Origin of the sequence: Paenibacillus glacialis (assembly GCF_001637205.1) — a bacterium.
GTDB classification, from domain to species: Bacteria; Bacillota; Bacilli; order Paenibacillales; family Paenibacillaceae; genus Paenibacillus_AQ; species Paenibacillus_AQ glacialis.
In genome coordinates this window covers 238,128-262,345 of the sequence record NZ_LVJH01000007.1, presented here as the reverse complement: position 1 = coordinate 262,345, position 24,218 = coordinate 238,128, and the positions used below count along the sequence as shown (strand labels likewise).

General features: G+C 36.7%; 4 protein-coding genes. All 4 read right to left on the bottom strand.

Features of this window, described 5'->3' with window-relative positions; all coding sequences use genetic code 11:
- Positions 1–13: 13 nt before the first annotated feature.
- The 4 genes from PGLA_RS06600 to PGLA_RS06585 all read right to left on the bottom strand — a co-directional run bounded on the left by PGLA_RS06600 (position 14) and on the right by PGLA_RS06585 (position 23,343).
- Positions 14–721: an SAM-dependent methyltransferase gene (locus PGLA_RS06600; RefSeq protein ID WP_068530554.1), complete on the bottom strand. Its 708-nt coding sequence runs from the start codon at positions 719–721 to the stop codon at positions 14–16.
- A gap of 258 nt (positions 722–979) precedes the next feature.
- Positions 980–1,543 carry a DUF1697 domain-containing protein gene (locus PGLA_RS06595; RefSeq protein WP_068530551.1) on the bottom strand — a complete coding sequence of 188 codons (564 nt, stop codon included), beginning with the start codon at positions 1,541–1,543 and terminating at the stop codon, positions 980–982.
- A 75-nt stretch (positions 1,544–1,618) separates the two neighbouring features.
- Positions 1,619–11,437: a non-ribosomal peptide synthetase gene (locus PGLA_RS06590; RefSeq protein WP_068530549.1), complete on the bottom strand. Its 9,819-nt coding sequence runs from the start codon at positions 11,435–11,437 to the stop codon at positions 1,619–1,621.
- 23 nt (positions 11,438–11,460) lie between these two features.
- The gene (locus tag PGLA_RS06585) at positions 11,461–23,343 is read right to left on the bottom strand and encodes a non-ribosomal peptide synthetase (protein WP_068530546.1); all 11,883 of its coding nucleotides are present in this window, start codon (positions 23,341–23,343) and stop codon (positions 11,461–11,463) included.
- Positions 23,344–24,218 lie beyond the last annotated feature (875 nt).

Genomic DNA, 24,218 nt, shown 5'->3' with positions numbered 1-24,218 from the left:
CCATTCCCCCTTCCTATTTCCCCTTGATTATTCTCAACATTGAATTTGCATTTTCCTGAAATTCATAGGATACCTTAACCTCTTCAACTGAGCATCCCATACTTTCGAGATATTTCACTATTATATTTAGATGTTCATATCTTTCCCCTGTTAAATCCACTAAAGGAAATATACGAATTTCCTCTTTCGACACTCTTAATAACTCATTCAACGTTGTTATATGAAATTCATAATCTATTCGGTCAGCATACGTAAATAAGAAATGTGCAGAAAGAAGAATATCAAACTCCCCATCTCGAAACGGTAAAGTAGGTAGCGTAACAGGAATGTATCGCTCACTTGATTCTCTCATATCGTTAGCACAATCTTTCAAAGCATTTAGACGATATTCTCTGAGACTGTCTATATCTTTGAAATAATCCCACTTGTACTTTTCTTTAACTTTTTCCAACTGTTCCATTGTATGCACAATGTCTTTCAGTCCTTTATTCTCTAAGTCTTCCCCAGCATGATAATAAGCAATATCACATGCCGTGATATCTAATCCTAATTGATTACCTAATGCTGTAAATGAACAAGCCCCCGCTGGACAATCCAGTATTTTCTTCCCCTTCAATTCTTCCACCGAAAGAGAAAACATATCTAAATACTCCCTATAACTTCTTCCGATAAAAACAATTCTTTCTAAATCTAACTTTGTACTCTGCTCAGATCTACTCATCTCAACTCACCTCATATATTAATTATAAAATCAATCCATAGCATTGGATACCTAATCTATTTGTACATGAGGGCATCGCTTCTTTATCGTTAAACCTATAGACTATCCCACACCGTAATCGATAACCAAAGGTCTCTCCGCGGAACAAATTAGCTTTCGAGCAACTATTTCCTAACAATATCTCACTCACCATAAATTGGCAATACAGAATAAATAAGAGACACCGTTAATTCGGCACCCCTTATTTATTGTATTTATTTAAGCACCATCCATAGTTTTTGCCAATACTAAAAGCTTGCTTAATGTTTTCCAATTACGGACCGTAGCTGGTCCCCCAAGCTTGTGCAAATTGTTCGATAATTTCGAATTCCGTACACTATTCCCAAACAATAAATAGACCTCTCGACCTTCAACACAATATTGTTCATTAGGACTTGCGTAGATGCTCAACCGATCAACGGATTCTTGGACCGGCGCTTCTACCATCAACGAAACATAGAGACTTTCTCCAACGGAAGATGCTTCCGCTTCCGCCACTGCCCCCTCCGAGAATGGACAATTACCGATAATCCGTTCCAGCTCAACAGCCGTTCTCAACACAACATTGACTGCAAATCCAACAATCGTTTCGATCTCTTGCTCGATTTGACTGCGTAATGTTCCCTCCAAGTCATTTGATTGAAAGAGGACATTTCCGCTTTGAATATAGGTTTGTACGCGTTGGAAACCCATCGTTTCGAACAGTTGTTTTAACACTGCCATTTTGATCATATTCTTTCCACCTACGTTAATACCTCGCAAAAATGCAATATATGTCTTCATTTGGTACCCTCTTCTTGGTTTCTATTTTTGGAAAAGATCCTGTTTGAGATATTCATATAGCAGGTTGCTTATGGGCTATATTGTTGTCATTCGACGTGATCCAAGTTCATTTATTTTAACCCCAGAATTCGTTACCACTTGTGTAATGATAGCGATAAAATGCTCTTGAATCTGTTCTACTGTTGATGAGTCATACACATTTGCATTATATAGCAGTATCATCTTCATATGATCATGGGGCTTGACTATTAAAGTAAAATCAAAACTATTGTGTTCTGCACACTCAACATTCATAATTTCAAGAGGTTTTTCGCCGTGTTTACCCAAATCCTCCAGCTGCTCTTCAACAGGGAAATTCTGATATACAACAACGTGGTTAATTAAAGATTGTTTTTGCTTGGTTAAATTTTGAATATCATATAATGAATACGTATCATAAGCATGTGACACAACGGCTTGTGCTTGAGTTTTTTTCATTAATGATATAAAAGATTCTTCTCCCTTCGATTGAATACGAACAGGCACTGCATTTATAAATAATCCAATCATACTTTCAATACCAGGAATAACAGGCGGTCTGCCTGATACAACGCTTCCGAATACAACATCGTTACTTTCATTATATTGCTGTAGTAAAATACCCCAAGCCGTTTGCACTAATGTGTGCATGGTAACCTGGTTCTGCTCCGCTACTTGCTTCATTTGCTGGATTAATACATCATCCAAATAACAGTTTAAAGTTTGTGAATCTTGTCTTACATTCTTTCTTTTTATTTTTTCTCCAGGCAATTTCGTTTGCTCTTCATAACCTTCCAAGTAATGACCCCAATATTTTATTGCTTCTTCACTATTTTGTTGTTCTAGCCACTCAATAAATTGACTATATGGCGTCAGTAACGTCATTTTAGGTTTTCTTTTCTCCCGAATAGCAAAGTAATTTTCAAATATTTCCTTGCTTACAAGAGACATACACCAACCATCCATTAAAGTATGGTGAAAACTCCATATAACGCGGTATTCTTCATTTTTTGTTCGTAAAACAGTCATACGTATTAAGGAATCTTGTTGTAAATCAAATCCTCTTGCCTTATTTTGTTGGATATAATCGTTAACATATCCCTCACGTAGAATCTCCTTCATATCCAGTAAATCTTCATAATTAAATTCAAATTTCTTCTCTTGATAAACGATTTGTAAAGGGATATCCATGAAATCACTATAAAAATTAGTTCTTAATATCGCATGTCTTTGCATTAAATGATCCAAGCTCTGTGCAAAAGAGGTAACATCGAAATCCCCACGCATATCAAACATGATTTGTACAAAATAAGCTCCCGAAATTGGATTCCGTTCACTTTCAAACAGCATTTCCTTCTGTAACGGTGTTAACGGATAAATATTTTCTATACGACCTATGTGTTGTGTTTGTCCCACTAAGCGATCCAGTTGATCAATGGTTAATGTCTTGCATGAAATATCACTTGGTGTAAGTTCGGTTCGTTCTTTCGTAACACAATGGACAATCACTTCCTTGAGACTTTCCTTAAAGTGCGACGCCAGTTGCTCCATTGTTTCTCGTCGATATTGTCTTTGACTATAGTTGATTGTGAGCGACAACCTGCCTTCTATAACGATACCATTGATATTAAGTGAAAATGGCCTTTTGTTGTTTTCACTTACTGATGGACCACTAGAATGAGATGAAAATTTAATTCCATCATTTTCTGAACCTTGATCCACCTGTCCCATATAGTTAAAACTAATTTCAGGATTTTTTTCAAGAATAAATTCTTTATGAGAATGTGACAAATACTTTAGAATACCATAACCAACACCTTTGTTTGGTATCTGGCGTAATCCTTCCTTAACCGTCTTAATCCTTCTTGATACATCTGACGCAGCTTTCATACTAAGGATCACAGGGTACATACTTGTAAACCAACCCACCGTTCGGGTGATATCCATGTCTGGAATGATTTGCTCTCTCCCATGGCCTTCCAAGTTCACAATAATTTCTTCCATACCTGTCCAATCATGAATAGCCATGCCAAGTGCCGTTAGCAATAGATCATTAATTTCAGTATTATACGTATGATGTGTCTGCTTCAATAATTGTTCGGTTTCTTCTGCTGTCCACTGTATGGTTATCACTTCACTGTCTTTCCCTATGGTATAGTCACAGTCAATGTCTTTAGGCAGTGGTTTCATATCAACCTGCTCAATACAATGCCAATATTTATATTCTTGCTCCATGACAGAACTGTTTGCATAAATAGACAATTGTTCTGCCCATAGTTTATACGAAGCCGTTTTTTGTGGGAACTGAATTTCTTGCCCTCTTAAAAATTGATCAAGTCCTGATTGAATATCTTCATATAAAATACGCCATGAAACCCCGTCTACCACTAAATGGTGAATTGCTATTAATAAATGATCCCCTTCAGCACATTGGAACAAGCCAAGTTTCATCAACGGCCCATGATCTATATTTATACTACTCTGAATTTCTTTCACTTTATTTTCAATGATTTGTGCAGAGTTTACTTCTTTCCTAAGGTCCATGATTTCAAGACTAAATAATTCATCTTCCTCGAACCCCTGATTCCTTGCTTCATATCCGCCTTCAGCCGCCTTGCGGTAAACCATACGAAGTGCATCATGATGCTTAACCATCTTATTCATCACTTGGTGAATGAAACTAACTTCAAATCCTTTTTCTCGATAAAACATCATTTCTTGATTGTAATGATGCGCATCCACCATATTTTGATCGAAGAACCAGCGTTGAATCGGGGTGAGCATCACTTGTCCCGTAACTTCCCCTTGATCAGAAATGGTGCTTACTGATTTAACGTGTAAACTTAACTCTTCTACCGTGGGGTAGGTGAAAAAACGCTTCATTTCAACTTTATAACCTGCTTGGAGCAAGCGTGAGGAAACTTGAATGCATTTAATCGAATCGCCTCCGAGTTCAAAGAAATTATCTGATATGCTAATATTCTGAACGCCGAGCACAGCTTCCCAAGCAGAAGTTATCGTTTGTTCTGTAGATGTTCTTGGCGCCATATATTCTGTTCCTTTTTGCATGCTTTCTTCTGGAGAAGGTAATGCTTTTCGGTCGATTTTCCCGTTTGATGTTAACGGCATTTGCTCTAATTGAATAAAATAAGATGGAATCATATAATCTGGGATTTTTTGAGATAATTCCATTCTCATTTTCTTGGCTGTGAGTGAGCTGTTCCCTTTCAAATACGCACATAACTGCTTTGACCCATCATTATTCTCCCTAGCAATCACCACTGCTTCTTGAACAGAGTCTATTTTTAAAAGCGCTGTTTCCACTTCGCCAAGCTCAATTCTGTAACCACGAATTTTCACTTGATGATCAATCCGTCCTAGATATTCAATATTTCCATCCGGCAACCATCTCGCTGCGTCTCCTGTTCTGTACATCTTCCCTTCTGCAACAAAGGGGTTATCTACAAATTTCTCTGCTGTTAAGTCAGGTCGGTTTAAATAACCTCTAGCAAGCCCCTCACCTGCTACGTATAACTCTCCCTGTACTCCGATAGGTTGATTTCGTTGGTGTTTATCCAAAATATACGTTTGCAAAGTCGGGATCGGTTTGCCAATATTACTTTTACCCGCATGTATTTCAATTGCAGTTATTTCTTTATAGGTCACATGAACCGTCGTTTCCGTTATTCCATACATATTAATCAACTGTGTTAATGGATATTTTTCCTTCCACTCACTTAATAACGATGGATTGAGTGCCTCTCCACCAAAAATTACTTTTCTTAATTTCAATTCTCTTCCATGATCTTGTAGTTCTTCATGAAGGAGATGATAGAAGTAAGTGGGTGTTTGATTCAATATCGTCACTTGCTCATTTTTTAACAACTGTAGGAATTGTTCTGGACTTTTTGCCGTCATTTGAGGTACGATGACTAATTTTCCGCCATAGAGTAACGCACCATACATTTCCCATACAGAAAAATCAAAACAAAATGAATGAAACAAAGTCCATGTATCTGATACATGAAAATCAAACAAATTTTTACTGTTGAATAATAAACGAACGACATTTTTATGTTCAATCCACGTACCTTTCGGTTTACCTGTTGTTCCTGAAGTATAAATTACGTAGGCTAATCCCGATGGAGCAACGGTTATTCCTAAATTTGAATAATCTTCATGATAAAATTGATGATGATCTACCATAACAACCTTTCCTGCGAAAGAAATACGTTCTTGTAAATGACGTTGTAACAATAATAAGTGTACTCCCGAATCCTCAAGCATATAGTGAATACGATCCGTTGGATATTCTGGGTCAATGGGTACATAGGCTCCACCCGCTTTCATAATCGCCATGATTCCAATGATCATATCTAATGATCGTTCTGCCACGATCCCAATTAACTGATCCGCCTCTACCCCTTCAGATTTCAGTGTTCTTGCCAATTGATTGGCTTTTTCATTCAATTCTTTATAGGTTAAGTATTTATCCTCAAATACAACAGCCACTTGATCGGGAGTTCGTACCGCTTGCTCTTCAAATAACCCGTGGATTGTCTTGTCCAATGGATAGTCAGCCATGGAATCATTAAATACCTCTAAAATTTGTGTTTCCTCTTGAGGTGTTATTAACTCTATTTCATTGATACCGATTTGTGGATTTCTTATCACTTTCTCCATCATTTGAACCAAATGACCTCGAATTCGTTCTATACTTGCTTGATCATAGACGTTTGCGTTATAAAAAAACATCCATTTCATCTCTTCACCTGGTTTTATAATCAGGTTAAAATCATAATTCGTTTGTTCATCCGCTTCTACATTCGTAATCTTAAGAGCTGTCTTCTCTTGATCCCCAAACTGTTCCATAATGCCTTGGACGGGATAATTTTCAAACACTAGAATATGATCAATCAAATGTTGTTTTTGCTGTGTTATAGCTTGAATCTCATATAATGGATACGTATCGAAATGATGAGAAGCGACGGCTTGTTCTTGATTCCGCTTCATTACTTCAATAAATGCTTCATTGCCTTGGGCATGAATACGTACTGGAATGGTATTAATAAATAAGCCAATGATGTTTTCGATGCCTATGATGGCCGAGGGTCTGCCTGATACAACACTCCCAAATACAACATCTTCACTTCCATTATATTTTTGCAGCAAAATGGCCCATACGGTCTGCATTAACGTATTCAACGTAACTTGATTCTGACTGGCGATTTGTGTCATTTGCCCAGTCAATTCTTTACTTAGCGTATAAATCATATTCTCTGAACGATATTCGTCACTCTTCGTTATTGTATTTTCTTTCGGCAGAGTCGTTTGCTCATCATAACCTTTCAAATATTCACTCCAGTATTTCAAAGATTTATCATGATCTTGTTTTGCTAGCCATTCGATATATTGACTATACTGGATCGCTACCTTCTCCTCAGGTTTTCTTTGTTCTTGAATCGCAAAGTATCCATCGAATAGCTCCTTTATTACAAGAGACAGACACCATCCATCCATCAAAATATGATGATAATTCCAAATAAAACGATATGTTTCATCATGGGTATGCAAGATTGAGATACGCATTAACACATCTTGAGATAAGTCGAAACCTTTAATTTTATCTTCTCTCGTATAGGATGCCACATACACTTCACGTTCTTCTTTATTCATTTCACGCAAATCTTCATATCTGAGTCCATTCTGTTTATTACGATATACGACTTGCAATGGATTATTTGTCCATTTACTGTGAAAATTAGTTCTGAAAATGACATTTCGTCGTATCAGATGATTCAAACTCTTTGTAAAAGCTTCCACATCTAAAGATCCATGAAGATCAAGCGTTGTTTGAATAAAATAAGCATCAGAACTTGAATTAAGCAGGTTGTGAAAAAACATTCCGTTTTGCATAGGCGATAAAGCATATATATCTTCTATCTCACCAATATGTTCGGATTGCTGCACAAATCCTTCTAATTCTTCTATATTTATTCCTTTTAACGAAATATCACTTGGGGTTAACTCTGGTTTCTCTTTCGTTACGCAATGCCTAATAATTTCTTGCAGACTATCTTTAAATAGTTTAGTCCATTGATCTATCGTTTCTTTCTGATATTGTGTGCGACTATAACGAAATGAAAGTGATAACTTTCCTTCCACAATTAGACCGTTCAGATCAATAAGATGATTTCTTGTGTGGTTTTCACTTGTTGCTACTCCGTTAGAGTAAGGGGATATCTTCATCGCAGTATTTTGAATATCTTGATCAAATTGTCCCAAATAGTTAAAACTAATTTCTGGATTTATTTTAAATTGAGCATCATTCTGATTTTCGCTTAAATATCTCAAAATACCATAACCAATTCCTTTTTTCGGAATCTGGCGAAGATTTTCTTTTATTGTTTTGATGAGGTGCGACATATTTGTACTTGCTTCCATATCTAATACAACAGGATACTGGCTCGTAAACCATCCTATTGTACGTGTAATATCAAGATCTGCTATAATTTGTTCTCTTCCGTGCCCTTCCAGATTCACAAGGACTTTATCCATGCCAGTCCATTGATGAATAGACATACCTAATGCGGTTAGCAGCAAATCGTTGATTTCCGTTTTGTAAGTACGGTTCGCTTGTTTTAATAGTTGTACCGTTTCTACCGCTGTCCATTCTAACGTTATTTCTTCACTATCTTTTGCTAGTGCATGATCCTGTTCATCATCTTTAGGTAACGGATTACATTCGACTTGTTCTATTTCATTCCAATATTCAAGCTCTTGCTGCATTACTTCACTACCCGCATACAACTCCAATTGTTTTGCCCATAATTGGTATGAACCTGTTTTTTGAGGGAATTGAATCGGTTCTTCATTACGTAATTGTTCATATCCCTTTGAGACATCTTCTATCAATATTCGCCACGAAACCCCGTCTATGACCAAATGGTGAATAACGATCAATAGATGATCTCCATCTGCACATTGGAATAGGCCTAACTTCATCAAGGGTCCTTTATGCAAATGGATACTGCTTTGAATTTCATTGGCTTTATTCTCTATCTGTTGAGAAGGATCTGCTAGGTTCTTGAAATCTATAATTTCAAGGCTATATAACGGTTCATCTTCCGTCCCTCTATTCCATGCTTCATAACCACTTTCCGTTTGGTTATATACGATGCGAAGCGCATCATGGTGCTCACAAATTTTATGTAATACATGGCGAAGTGTAGCTTCGTGAAAACCATCCTGCCGATATAACGTTATAGATTGATTATAGTGATGGGCATCCACCTTATATTGCTCAAAAAACCAATGTTGAATTGGAGTTAACATCACTTTTCCAGTTATGATCCCCTGCTCTGACATCGAACTAATGGGATGAACATATGGAATTAAGCTTGCTATGGTTGGATATTTAAATAAATGTTCCATCTGTACCTGATAGCCCGCTTGATATAACCTCGAAGACACTTGAATAGATTTAATAGAATCCCCTCCAAGTTCAAAGAAATTATCCGAGATCCCAATCTTCTCAACTCCTAATACCACTTCCCAAATGGATGCGAGTTGTTGTTCCACAAAAGTTTCTGGTGCTTCGTACGCCATTCCCTTCAACATATTTTCTTTCGGAGCAGGTAACGCTTTGCGGTCGGCTTTTCCATTTGTCGTAAGTGGAATCTGATCTAGTTGTACAAAGTAGGACGGAATCATATAGTTTGGTAGTTTGTGGGACAACTCTTCTCTCAGTTTTCCTATCTCTATTGCATCTTTCCCTACCAGGTATGCGCATAATTGCTTCGTTCCCACTTCATCTTCTCGGGCAATGACAACGGCCTCTTGAACCACTTTTATTGTTAAGAGTGCTGTTTCTATCTCGCCAAGTTCGATCCGGTATCCACGGATTTTCTCTTGGTGATCCATTCTTCCTATATATTCAATGTTCCCATCTGGCAGCCACCTGGCTGAATCACCCGTCTTGTACATTTTTGCTCCTACAACAAACGGGTCATCTACAAATTTCTCAGCCGTCAGGTCCGGTTGGTTCAAGTAACCTCTAGAGAGTCCTGCTCCCGCTACACATAATTCTCCCTGTACGCCAATAGGCTGTAATCTATTTTGTTCCCCTAATATATAGATTCTATTATTCGCAATAGGCTTGCCGATTGAAATGTCTTGATCCGCGTGATGAATAGAAAGAACCGTTGATACGACACTATTCTCGGTTGGGCCATACTCATTGCAAATTTCGATATGCGAATTAATGTGCTGTAATTTGTGTATTAAGGCAGGTATGATCTTCTCTCCTGCGGCGACGACATTCTTCATCGAAATCCAATCTTCTGCGTTCACACTTTCCAATAAGGTCATCAAAAAACTCGGTGGACTTTGCATATGCGTGATTCCCTGTTTTTTTACGATGGTGTTAATGGCTATAGCATCTTTACATTGTTGTTGACTTAACACATATACCGTCGATCCAGAACTAATGGGCCCAAAAAAATGGGTAATAAACGAATCAAAAACGAATGGATTCAGCATCAATACCCGATCTTCTTCAGTAAATTTGTAAAATTCTGATTTCCATTGGATGGAATTTGAAATACTGCCGTGTTCGATCATAACCCCTTTAGGATTTCCTGTTGTTCCTGATGTATAGATTACATAAGCCAAATCATGCGAACTCGTTACGTGCTCCAAGTTCAAACGATTGTTATCGTAACTTTGTTCATCATCTAAAATAATGGACGTCCCTGCAAAACATACTCGTTTCTGTAAATGATTTTGCAACAACAAGCATTTCACTTGCGAATCCTCTAATGTAAAATGAATACGTTCTTCCGGGTATTCTGGATCAATTGGAACATAAGCGCCACCCGCTTTTAGGATACCGAATATACCTACGACCATCTCAAGCGAGCGTTCTACCATAATTCCAACTAACTGCCCCGCTTGTACACCTTTAGTTCGAAGCGTCCTAGCCAATTGATTCGATTGTTGATTTAGTTCTTTGTACGTTAGTTGTTTACTCTCAAATACCACGGCTATATGATCTGGTGTTCGTTCCACCTGTTCTTCAAATAATTGATGCATCGTCTTGTTCTGTGGATACTCCACCGCGGTATCGTTGAAATCAAATAATAGCTTATTTCTATGTGTCTCTGAGAGCATATCTACTTTATTAATCTCTAGATCAGGTTGGTTTAAAACAATGGAGAAGAATTGGTCTAAATGTTCAATCACTTGAACCATAAACTCTTCATCATAACGATCTTCATCAAAAAATAATTTTAAATGAATTTCATCATTTTCCAGATCGAAATGAAAAATAGTATCTGAACTTACGTGCTTTTCATAATCGAATGAATGAATTTCATTTAAAGAAACCATGGTATTGATCATAGGTAAGTGGTTCGAATCATATTGCAAATTTAACTGTTCGACCATTTTTCTGAAAGGTATTCTTTGATGTTGGATGGCTCCACTTAGACCTAGTTTCACTTGATTAAATATAGATTTAAATGAACTATTACTAGCTATACTATTTTTTAATATTAAAAACTTATTGGAAAGCGAAAGGTCACTATTCTTTTCTTCCATCGTTGGAATACCCATAATAATATTGTTCTCATTCGTGTATTTATGAAGTAGGCACTTCATCCCAGTTAATAAAATCGCATAAATCGCCATATTAGAGTCCTTAGATATAGACTTGATTTTTTGCGAAACATCGGATGATAAAGATTTATAAATAAAATTGTGATGATTAGTATCACCTAAATGTTTTAAAGTCGTTTTATAAGGCAAATGAATAAGAACATCTTCTTCTTCAAACTGATTTATCCAAAAAGACTCTTGTTTTTTAAAAATTGACATGTAGCACCTCCGATTTTTAATAATTAGAAATCTACTTCAATTAAATCTACTAAGGGTTCACTATTTATTAATTCTTCAACCAATTTAATCTTGTTGATTTCGATGTGTGGATTTTGAAGAACAGATGTTAAGATCAACAATAAATTTTTGGACATCGCTTCAATCGTTGTTTTCTCAAATAATGTTGTGCTAAATTCAAAAGCCGCTTCTAGTTTATAGTCAAAAACTTCTGCATATAATGTTAAATCAAATTTAGATATCTTGTTATTCTGAACATAAGGTTTACATGTTACAGCATCCATTTGAATTTCCGTTACATCTGTATTTTGTAACACAAACATCGTGTCAAATAACGGATTACGCCGTACATCTTTTGTTATATCTACTTTCTTGATTAATTCTTCAAATGGATAATCTTGATTTTCATAGGCATTTAACATGTTTTCTTTGACCTCAAGTAAGTACTCAGTAAACGTTTTTTCTCCTGAAGGATAATTTCTTAAAGCAAGTGTATTCACAAACATACCAATAATCGGTTCTAACTCTGCATGTGTTCTTCCTGCAATGGGTGCTCCAACTATAATATCTTCTTGCCCACTGTATTTAGATAAAAGAATGGTATAGGCTGCTAATAGAATCATGTACAGCGTCGTTCCTGTCAAACCCTCCATCGTTCTTAAACCTTCAATCATTTGTTCCTCAATCACAAATTCGAATAAATCTCCTTCATAACTTAAGGATACAGGTCTCTCATAATCTGTTGGCATATCCAATAAGGGGATTCCTTCACTAAAAACATGGAGCCAATACTTTTCCTGTTCTTTCATCCGATCACTTTGAATTTGAATCTGCTGCCATTCTGCATAATCCTTGTATTGAATCCGAAGAGGTGAGAGTTTTGCTCCATTATATAACTCACTAATTTCAGTCATTAGAATATTTACGGATAATCCATCTGAAATAATATGGTGCAAATCTACAAGCAATACATGACGCTCAGGCTCAAGTTCAATGATTCCAACTCTTAGAAGAGGTGCTTGACTAAGATCAAATACACGAACAAATTGTTGAATTTGATCCTCTGCATCTTCTTCCGTTAGTTCTACATATTCAATTCCAAAATTCACTTCAGGATGGATCTGTTGTTTAGGTTCTCCGTGTATTACTTTAAATGCCGTTCGAAGAGACTCATGACGACGAATTAATTGTTGAAATGATTCTTCTAATCTCATTCGATCCAATGATCCTTGGATCATGAATACACCTGACATATTATAGATAAGTTCTTTACCGGCCTTTATACTCATAATGTACATTCTCATTTGTGCTGAAGAAATAGGGTAGTATTCTTTCTCCACAGCTTTGGGGATGGAGACAAATACATTCCGCTCCTCCGTATGATCAATGAACTGGGCCATCTGTTCGATCGTGAGTAATTCAAATACATTTCTGACAGATACACTGACATTCATTTTTTCATTTATCTTTGATACGAGCTTTGTCGCTCGTAAAGAGTTGCCTCCGACATCAAAGAAAGGATCTTTGATACTGATTTCATTTACACCAAGCACGTCTTGCCATACAGATAACAATTGTTCTTCCACTGATGTACGAGGTTCTACATAATCTCTTCCCGTTTGTATATTTTCTTCTGGAGCAGGAAACAATCTGCGATCAACTTTTCCATTAGGTGTTAGTGGCATTTGATCCATTTGTATGAAATAGGCTGGTACCATGTAGCTCGGTAATTCATTGGATACTTTTTCTTTCAACTCTTTAACCGTTAGCATGTCATCTGCTATGAAGTATGCACATAACGATTTATCCCCATGATCATCCTCGTGTACAGTGACGATGACCTCTTTTACAGAATCTATATTTAACAGCGCTGCTTCTACTTCTCCTAGTTCTATTCGATATCCGCGAACTTTTACTTGGTGATCCATTCGTCCCAAATACGCAATATTTCCATCTGGAAGCCATTTCACTAAATCCCCTGTTTTGTACATTTTTTCGCCCTGCACAAACGGATCACTTACAAATTTCTCTGCTGTGAGGTCCGATAGATTTAAGTAACCTCTACCTACGCCGTCGCCACCAATACACAATTCTCCCGCTACTCCCACAGGTTGTAATTGTTCATATTTGTTCACAACATACAGACGGTTATTGCCTAATGTCCTGCCAATCGGGACGTATGCTCGACTATTCCCTGATACAAGCTCTGGCACAACTTTAAACGTAGCGGCATCCACACAACATTCTGTTGGACCATACACATTTATAATGGTTGGTGGCGAGATTTGGTTTATCGAAAATAATGATGTTAATTCAACCACACTTTGTTGAGAAAGCGCCTCTCCTCCAATCAGCATGTATTGTAACGATATGCCTTGAAAATCGTTCGATTTCAAAAGTAATTTCAAGTGCGCAGGTGTACCGTCGGTTAAATCAATTTGATTGTCTCGATAGTAATTTAATAGAGCTTGTCCATCTAATATCGTTTCTTGGTTTGCGATAAACAAAGAGTGGCCTAACAGTAATGCACCAAAAATTTGCTTAACAGATGCATCGAAATAATAAGGTGCTAATAAAGAAACGTTCAATTTTTTATTCTGATCATCAATAACTTGGGTATACAATCCTGTAATTAAATGATGTACCTGACGGTGTTCAATCATGACCCCTTTGGGCTTTCCGGTTGTACCTGAAGTATAAATAACATAAGCTAACGAATTGGAACCTACCGTTAACTCCAAGTTCGAAATGTCATCTGTATAGGCTTGTTCATCATTTAAATCAATATATTTGCCAGTAAAAGATACAGCCTGTTTAAGATGCCCTTGCGTGACTAAAAACTTTGCTCCTGCATCATGCAAGATATACTGGATACGCTCTGCTGGAGAGTCCGGATCAATCGGCACGTATGCCCCGCCTGCCTTTAAGACCCCAAAGATGCCAATGATCATCTCTATTGAACGCTCTGTCATAATCCCTACCAATGAATCTGCATGTACGCCTTCGTCTCTTAGTGTTCGCGCTAACTGATTCGCTCGTTCATTCAGCTGTCGGTAGGTCAATTCTTGATCTTCAAATGAAACCGCCAATTGGTCGGGTGTTTCCTTCACCTGTTCTTCGAACAGTTCCTGAATCGTCTTATCCCGTGAATACTCTATCTTTGTGTCGTTAAATTCTTTTAATAGTTGGTTTTGTTCACTTTGAGATAACATTTGAATGTCTGACAATACAACATCTTGTTCGATCACAATGTTTCTGAGTATGTTGATAAAATGCATTTGCATCGTGTCGATTGTGTCTCGTGTAAATAATTCCGTCTTATAATTAAAGTGCATTTCCAAACACTGGTTATCATCTTCCACGATTAGCATTAAATCATACAACGATACTCCAACATTTAATTCTTTAACCTTAAACTGACAAGCATCCTCTTGTCTTTGATTTAAATCTGTATTTAAAAAGCTATACATCGTATTGAAGAGCGCTGTCCCTGTTGTATCTCGATGTGTATTTAACTTGTCTATTAGTCTATCAAAAAGATAATCTTGGTTATCCAATGCATAAAGGGATTGTTTTTTAATCTCTTCGAGATACATTCGAAAAGGTTTATTCGCAATCGGTTGCGATCTAATCGCTACGGTCTGAATAAAAACACCTATCATTTTTTCTACATCTGGATGATTTCTACCTAAAGTAGGGGTACCTACAATAATATCTTCTTGACCCGAATACTTATGAAGTAAAACATTATAAGCTGCCAATAAAACCATAAATAACGTTGTTCCTGTTTGTTTTGCAAGCTTATCCAAAGCCAGCTTCAATTGATCATCTAAAAAGAATGAGAGTCTTGATCCTCTTGATGTTACATAAGGTGTTCGAACAAAATCAGTAGGCAAATTAAGGTTTGGAATCTCCCCTTTAAATTGATCCAGCCAATATTTTTCTTGTTGGTTAAAAGACTCTCCTGCCAAGAAATTATTCTGCCAAGCTACAAAATCTTTGTATTCAACTTCAACTTCTGGAATAAGTTTTCCATCATAATCATCCATGAGTTCATTCGCGAGAATACTAACGGAATAGCCATCCGATATAATATGATGCATCTCGATAAGTATTTCTACATGATCCTGATCTACTCGAATGAATTCCGCACGAATTAATGGAGCCTTTGACAAATCAAATGGTTGTGCAAACTCATTAACATATTGATCAAATTGACAAGCACTCATTTGAGACTTTTTCACTTCGAAATCAACGGATGGGGCAATCTTTTGATAAAGTTCTCCATCTACAAGCTGAAAGGATGTTCGAAATGCTTCATGACGTTGTATCATTTTGTTCAATGATGAAATCAATTTATGTTCATCACTATTCCCTGTAACCGTGATGTGCCCGCACATGTTTTGAAAAATGCTATTCTGCTCGAATTGATCCATGAAATATATCCGTTGTTGTGCAGGGGAGGTTTCATAGAATTCCTTTACTTCCAATACCTCTATAGGTATAAAAGCTTCCTCCTTCTCACCCATAATCACACTAGCAAGGTCCTTAAGATGTTGATTCTTAAAGAATTGTACAATTGAAATTTTATGATGTAACTGCTCATGCACTTTTGAAAGCATAACCGTCGCTTTGAGTGAGTTCCCCCCTAGATCAAAGAAATGGTCATTTTTGCCTACTCTCTCTACCGTAAGTATGTCCTCCCAAATAAGTGCCAACGTTCTCTCCGTATCATTTACTGGATGTTCAAACACGGTTAAATGATTGGAGTTAAGTTCACGCTCATGAACAAAACGGTTATACATTTGATTTAAACGCTCTTGTCGTTCATGCGAAAATAACGTTAAAGACGAAATCTCAACCCATGGATGACCCACCATATTTTGCAACAGACCCACAAAACCTTCTGACCACAATTTCATCATCTCATGCTCAATGACATCGGTATTATAATCAAAATCCAGACACAATTCGTGGCTAACATCCGTAATATTAAGAAATAAGTCATAAGCCACATGTTTAATGGGATACGATAAAATTTCGGTCTCCATGTTCTCAAAATGAAGGTTATGAATGGTTCTATCCATATTAAATAAAATGCGAGTATCCGGTATAGGCATGTTAGGAAGTTGTTCTGAAACGCTAGACAACGGCACACCCTGATGTTTCATCACGCTAGCTAATGTTTCTTTGATATGAATGATATGGTCTACAATGGATTGTTCCATTTGCACGGTATAATGAACAGGTAGAATGTTGACACAATTACCAATGAGCACGTTTTTATTCATGTGGGACTGACCCGCCGTAGGAACACCAATCACAAGTTGAGACTGACCTGTTAGTTTGTGCAAATATAAATGAAACGCAGCAAACATAGTTACAAACAAACTACTCTTATTATTTATACTTAATGTTCGGAGTGACTCTGTTAATTGATGATCCAACTTCAAGGAATATCTTTCTCCTGAATATCCCTTGTGAACATCACCAGATTGCACGGTTGGTAAGTTTAGTTTTGGAAATGGTAAGGAAAACTGCTCTTTCCAAAACTGAATCCCTTGTGTAAATGTATCTTTACCCTGTTCAACCTGTTGCCATTCTAAATAATCACGAAATGGAGTGGCTTCTGGTAATGCAATTGAACCCCCACGAATAAGAGCAGAATATGTTTTTTCTAACTCTTGAATGAATACAGCGATTGACCAACCATCTGCAATAATATGATGAAATGAAAGCACCATAAGATATTGGTTCGTTGCTCGTTTAAGTAAACTGATTCTAAATAGAGGTTCATCTGACTGTAAGTCAAATGCTTTACTCGCATCATTAGATAACCAGTTGGAAATTTGTAGTTCTTGATTCTCATTCACATCATCTGAAAAATCAATATATGCACACTGAAAATCCATTACGGGTCTAACTTGTTGTGTTTCACGATCTACATGAATTATCGTTCTCAAAGCCTCATGACGATGTGCAATATGATTCACTGCCTGATTCAATATTTGAGCATTTACATTCCCTGTCATTTTCAAAATAATACTTTGATTCAATGAAGCATTAGCCTCTTCCCCATGCAGTGAAGTCAGTAAAAGATGTTTTTGCTCTAAAGAAAGTTGATATTCTGGAATAGGTGAATCTCCAGGTATAAATCCAACCTCGCGAAGTTCATAGATGGTTTCTTTCACAATCTTAATGATGTTATTCATGTCATCCAACGTATGCACCGTGGATATAAAACAGTTACGCCCTTCCCAAATATATAAACCTTTATAAATTAAATGGTAAAAAAACAACTCCATATCCCCGAATGAGATAAATCTAAAAAGCGATCCGTAGTTTACCATATATATAGGTACATCAGACTTTTTAAAAAACTCATTTAACTCTTTTACAAGATAATTTGTTTTTTCATTTAAATCTTCATATAATTTGTCTCCTTCTGATTGGAGATAACGCAGCACCGTTAGCACTACTCTCATCGTAAGGGGGTGTGTACAAAATGTTCCACCAACAAATGTTTTCTTATCCGCAGCTACCGGATAAGACTGATCACCAAAATTCCAAGTTCCCCCATCAACCGCATTCATGAATTCCGCTTTACCTGCGACGATGCCGATAGGCATCCCTCCACCTACAACTTTTCCATAAGTAATCAGATCTGCTTGAACGCCAAACCATTGTTGCGCCCCACCTAACGCGATTCTAAATCCAGTGATGACCTCATCAAAAATAAGTGCAATTCCATATCGAGCTGTAATCTCTCTTAGTTCCTGTAGAAATTGTCTTGGTTGCACATCAGGTCTTCGACTTTGCACCGGTTCCACAAGTACAGCTGCCAATTCATCACCGAGGCTTTGAATGATATCTAGTGATTCTGGATTGTTATAATTAAGAATAATTAAATCATCCAAAGAGCTTTTTGCAATACCAGGGGCCATAGAAAGCGCAGAAGCTAAAGCATCTTCAGGATTCGCTACACCCAGCACACCGTCATGGGTACCGTGGTATGACCCTGAGAACAATACAATTTTAGAACGCCCCGTTACTGCTCTTGCTAACCGGAGTGCTACCATGACTGCCTCTGTACCTGAATTATAAAATGCAACACGCTCTACACCTGTCATATCACAAATGGTGTCAGCGACTTCTCCTGCTAAGTCTGACATTGGGCCTAAAGGAGGTAAATTGCTTTGAATACTATCTAGCATTACATTCCTAATAAAAGATGGATTATGACCGAATAGATTCACACCAAATCCCATGGTCAGATCCAAATACTCATTCCCGTCTATATCCCACATCTTTGAACCATCCGCATTTATGGAGACAATCGGATAAACTATTTCTTTCCAATAAGAACGAAATCCAGATACATTACGATTATTGGCATGAGCAAACCGAGTCTGATCTGTTCTTAACTTAGAACCTTTTGTTTTTGCAGTATACTTCGTCATAAATTGTTCGACATACTGCTTTTGACGATGTGAGAATCCACTGTCTTCATGAATTTTTAAGGATTGATAAGGTATAAATGGTTTGATTCCTTTAGATTCGCTAACTTCTTTGATTTCTTTTATTTTTTTAATTTCATTGATTTCATTATTTCTAACTTCCAAATGAGGTGATTGAACCGTATTTATGGAGTCACCTATTAGTAAATTCAAACTTTTTAATTGCGATTCCATCAATTGAATGGCAGAAATAACAATTTGTTCTGAAACATTTGTGGAAACAACATTTTGTTCCGAAGCATTTGCAGAAGATTGCACAGTGTTATTCACTATGGCATCATTTTCTGTATATTCCTCATTATGTTTATAAGTTACATTCTCAGAAACATATTTAACTAAATAATGAATGTTAGTTAGGGTTTCAAAAAACATTTCCATTGGGATATCTAGACCAAACATATCTAAAATTTCTTTCTTGATTTGCACGAGAATAATGGAATCTAAACCCATTTGGAGAAAATGAGCATGAACCTCTAGATCATTCAGCTTAATTCCAGAAGCATGACTAATACTTGTTTTAATCTTTAATTCAATATCATTTGTAGCCATCTCCATATGAACCTCATCCCTCTCTGAAATGTTTCCCGTTGGTATTGGATGTTTAACTTCAATCCAACACCTCTTCTGTTCAAATGGGTATAACGGCAATGGAATTTTCTGAATGACTTCATGACCATATAATTTCTCCCAATCCATAACTGCCCCTTGTGTAAATAACTCGCCTAATTGATTTAAGGATTCTATAGTTGCCTCTGTATACAGATGATCGGAAATGAACCTTTTCTCTTTTTTTCCATAACCATAAAAAACATCTGAAAGGTTACGTTCTCCTAGTCCGATTCGTTTTAATTTTTCACTTAGTTCGTGTGTACTGCTTATAACGATTGCCAAACGATAATCTAAATTAGCTCTTCCTATACTCGCTGTATAACAAATTTGTTGAATTGAAACTTCGCTGTGATCGATTATATATTGCTGATAGCTTTTAACTAGCTCATCAAGTGCCCGTTCATTAGTAGCAGATAGAACAAATAGATTAAGACTAGGCTTAGAGCCAGTAATGATATTTTCTGTTGCCAAAGGTATAAATTCTTCTAGTACAACATGCGCATTGGTACCACTAAAACCAAAAGAGCTAACTCCGCATCTTAAAGGCTTGTCTTCCTCAGCAAAATCCATCAATTCTTGATTAACATAAAAGGGTGAAGCCTCAAATTTAACCAATGGATTAGGTTTATCGAAATGGACCAATGGCGGAATTTTATTGTTTTGAAACATGAGGATCGATTTTATTAATCCAGCTATACCCGCTGCTTCAAATAAATGCCCAATGTTTGTTTTTACAGATCCAATAGAACAAAATTGTTTCCTATCCGTATATTTCTCAAAAGCTTTACGCAGGCCATTAAACTCAACGGGGTCACCTATCTTTGTCCCTGTTCCATGTGCTTCGATAAAACTAAGCATATCTGGAGAAATTCCCGCTTCTTTCCACGCCTGTTCAATTACATTCGTCTGTGACTCAGGATTAGGTGCAGTAATTCCCACCGTCTTACCATCTTGATTAATCGCACTTCCTTTAATCACACCATAAATGTGGTCCCCATCGTTAATGGCTTGCTGTAATGGCTTCAAGAGTATAGCTCCTACACCCTCACCAAATCCTGTACCGCTAGAATCTTCGCTAAAAGTCCTTGTTAACGCATCTGGAGATTCCATATCTAATCCAATACTTATAGGTAACAATGCCGTTCTAATTCCCCCAGCTAATGCCATTTCACAATCTCCAACGAGCAATCCTTTACATGCCATATGAACAGCAACAAGAGATGAAGAACAAGCCGTATCAATCGTAATAGCCGGGCCTTTTAAATTCATTGAATAAGCGATTCTACTCGCCAGTACAGAGGGCAAATTTCCAATTAAATAATTTTTTAGTTCCTCAGGATAACTTGCCGTGACGAGGCGCTCATAATCATATCCCACCTTGGAGTAACCTACATACACGCCTACATTTCTTCCATTTATTTCTTCACCCGCGTAGCCTGCATCTTCAATGGTGTGCCATGCCGTTTGCAAGAACATTCTTTGATTCGGGTCCATAAATTGTGCTGTTTTCGGAGTTACACCAAAAAAGGAATAATCAAATTGATCAATTTGATCTAAATAACCACCCTTAATAAATTGGCTTTCATTGATTTCACTTCTAATGGATTGTAAATAATCCGCTGCGTCTTTTACCCGATTGTCAGGATAATCATGAATACAATGCTTACCATTCTCCAATATACTCCAAAATTCATTCGTATTTGAGGCTCCCGGTACATTTAGAGACATACCAATAATGGCAATATCTTTTGAGGATGGATTATCCTCCATGCTTTTGTTTACTTGAGTAGGTTCGTCATAACTTTTAGCAAGATATCTTGCTAATTCAGGTATAGTCGGATATGTAAAGAGGTCGGTGATAGCAAGTTCTTCTCCATATTGTTGTTCAATACGTTCAGCAATTTGAGCAAGTTGTAATGAGGTTGCACCCATATCAAAATAACTATCCCCAATAACAATCTTCTTCCCTACTAACACTTCAGAAAATAGTGAAATTAATTCCGTTTCTAACACATGAACAGATATAGGAGCTGTTTCTTTTGTTTTATCATTTATGATCCATTCATTAATGAATGAGGACTCTGTTAAGAACTTTCCTGCTTCAAATTGCTTGACTAACTGATAGCGCTGTATTTTCCCACTCGTTGTTTTTGGTAATTTTTTAATGGGTAGTATGTCTTTGACACTCCACCCTCCGTGTATATATAAGTGTTTTTTAATTTCTTTTATGAGGGGTAGAAATTGTTCGATTGATTTTTTATAGACCACAAACACGACAATTTCTTCGCTTTGACTATTAGAATCATAAACACCGCAAGCTGCAACTCTTCCTAATTCGATACCATCCAATTGAATCGCTACACGTTCAATGTCATGAGGGTATACATTTTTACCATTGATGAAAATAATGTCCTTTTCCCGTCCTGTTACGATAAGATTACCATTCATTATAAAACCTAGGTCCCCTGTATTCACCCAACCATCTGGAGTTAACAATTTCTCTGTTGCTTGTGGATTATTATAATAACCTTGGGTAACGTTATCCCCTTTGATTTGAATGTTTCCAATAACATAATCTGGGACAATAGTATTTACATGATCACAGATTCTTAGCTGGCAATAATCAATAGCCTTACCAACTGCAACAAACGATGCCACATGCTCAGCGTCTTTTTCTAATTCAACTACTTGCTCGCCGAAATTCAGGTGATCTCGGTGTATATATACAGAAGTCAATTCTTCATCTATATTTGGAAAAGCAACTGCAACAGAGGCTTCTGCTAATCCATATACAGTAAACATTGCCGTGTTCTTTAAATGATATGGTGACAATACGTTTGAAAACTCATGGCATACTTCGGGTAATATGGGTTCGGCACCATTATAAATGACTCTGACACAAGACAAATCCCAACCCATAGCTTTCTCTTCACGAAAGAAGTTCAAGAAATACTTATAACCAAAGTTAGGAGAGGATAGAATGCTTGCTTTATGTTCATTTACCTTTTGCATCCAAAGAATAGGTTTCCGAATAAACAATTCGGTAGGAATTAAGTACTGATGAATACCTGCTACCATCGGCACGAGGTGAAATCCAATTAACCCCATGTCATGGGTAAGTGGCATCCAGGAAAGGAAAGAATCACTTGAAGTAATTTGAGTACCATTTATAGCAGCACATGTATTGTAAATTAAGTTACGATGCGTGAGCATAACACCTTTGGGATCACCTGTTGATCCTGAAGAGAATTGAATAAATGCCAACTCTTCTGCCTTAGGTTTATAACATCTAGCAGATTCGAAATCATATATTTTATTTTGTATAATATCCGATGTAGCTCCTAATTGATCATGAAAATCTAGTAATTCATGTTCTAAAGCGAACTTTTTGATTTTATTCAATGCCTTTTCGGACGCAATCATAAATGGGTCCTTAAGTAAATTCCAAATACGGCTTACCTTCAGCTTATGTTCATCATCTTCACCAACACTTACAGGTACGGGTATCATCCCACCAAGTAAACAAGCCCAGAATGCTACTAGAAACAGTTTGTTCTCTTGGATCTGAAAAATAACTTCTTGCCTCGGCTTGATTCCCATTTCTTGTAAATAACCTAAATATCCTCGTGCTTCATTGAATAACTGACTATACGATATAAAAGTTTCTATTTTATCAGCATCAATAAAAAGAATACCACGGTCAGTCATTTTACTTCTGTCTTGTATGACCTCTACTAAAGTTTGAAATTGATTAGTATACATATCTCTCCTCCAAAATTATCATCATAATCATTCTCTCTACATGCAATTTATATATATTTTCAGTTGGAGTTTATCATAGTAATATATGGAAATACAAGAATAATATTGTTAAAATACAATATAATTACTTTAATGAATAAACAATACCAAATTCGCAAATTTATGATAATATATTTGGCTCCCAAATAAATCCAAAACGTTAAATAATAAATTAGAAACCACAAACAGGCTGCCATCTTAAAGGGGCAACCTCGAATATTTTATAATTAGTATTACAAAATAAACTTGGTGTTATTTATCACGCCAGTTTATTAACCAAAATAAGGAAACTACAATTTAAAAAAAGGTCGCCCTTTCTATACCATTGATTGCACATACACTCGATTTGAAAGAGGCGACCTCATAATTGTAATTTTTTCCTCTAACTCTACTTTGAACGAATTGAAAAGTTATCACTCTGATGTTAGCAATGCAGTTACTTGCGGCCTTCGTCTTGTGGATCATTCAAGTTTTTCCATTTAAGCTAGCGATGTGCCTTATGAGACTCCCCTGAGCACTTGCTCACAGTCAACAGGCAGGCACTAAACGATGGACCCATTGGCGAAAACTTGCGGATAAGAATGATATCCTTGTTAATAACCGTGCTTACGGAAAAATCAAGCAATTTGATCAATACACTTACGATTACTATAATTCTACATCTATCCATATCCTTTTATTTTTATCAACTAAATCACCATTGTAGCCTATGGTCATAACTGCTACAATATTAAAAACATTCCATTTACAACAACATAAGGGCTATGCTTTTCTGGAGATTCCAGAGACAACCCCGTAACTACGATGGGTTGTTTTTGTTTTGTATTTTTAATTGA

Coding starts and splice junctions, on each gene's coding strand:
- PGLA_RS06600 (WP_068530554.1), bottom strand. CDS start 721: ATGAGTAGATCTGAGCAGAGTACAAAGTTAGATTTAGAAAGAATTGTT.
- PGLA_RS06590 (WP_068530549.1), bottom strand. CDS start 11,437: ATGTCAATTTTTAAAAAACAAGAGTCTTTTTGGATAAATCAGTTTGAA.
- PGLA_RS06595 (WP_068530551.1), bottom strand. CDS start 1,543: ATGAAGACATATATTGCATTTTTGCGAGGTATTAACGTAGGTGGAAAG.
- PGLA_RS06585 (WP_068530546.1), bottom strand. CDS start 23,343: ATGTATACTAATCAATTTCAAACTTTAGTAGAGGTCATACAAGACAGA.